This window comes from Streptomyces nanshensis, from assembly GCF_001751255.1.
Classification (GTDB): Bacteria; Actinomycetota; Actinomycetes; order Streptomycetales; family Streptomycetaceae; genus Streptomyces; species Streptomyces nanshensis_A.
In genome coordinates this window covers 1-213 of record NZ_LJGW01000445.1, presented here as the reverse complement: position 1 = coordinate 213, position 213 = coordinate 1, and the positions used below count along the sequence as shown (strand labels likewise).

Genomic DNA, 213 nt, shown 5'->3' with positions numbered 1-213 from the left:
CGCCTCCACAGCGACCATCGCCCCACCCCCGGGCAGCGCCTCCATCAACGCAGCCCGCGCCGACACCAGCCGGCACGCATCCTCCATAGAGAAGACTCCGGCCACATGCGCCGCCGCGACCTCACCGACCGAATGGCCCGCCAGATAGTCGGGTTCAATGCCCCACGAAGCGACCAGACGGAACAACGCCACCTCGACCGCGAACAGAGCAGG

At 68.5% G+C, this 213-nt stretch carries 1 protein-coding gene; it reads right to left on the bottom strand.

Annotated elements, in window-relative coordinates; all coding sequences use genetic code 11:
* Nucleotides 1-213, bottom strand: a 213-nt coding sequence (locus AN218_RS28030) for an acyltransferase domain-containing protein (protein WP_141747712.1), incomplete at both ends; no start/stop codon positions are given.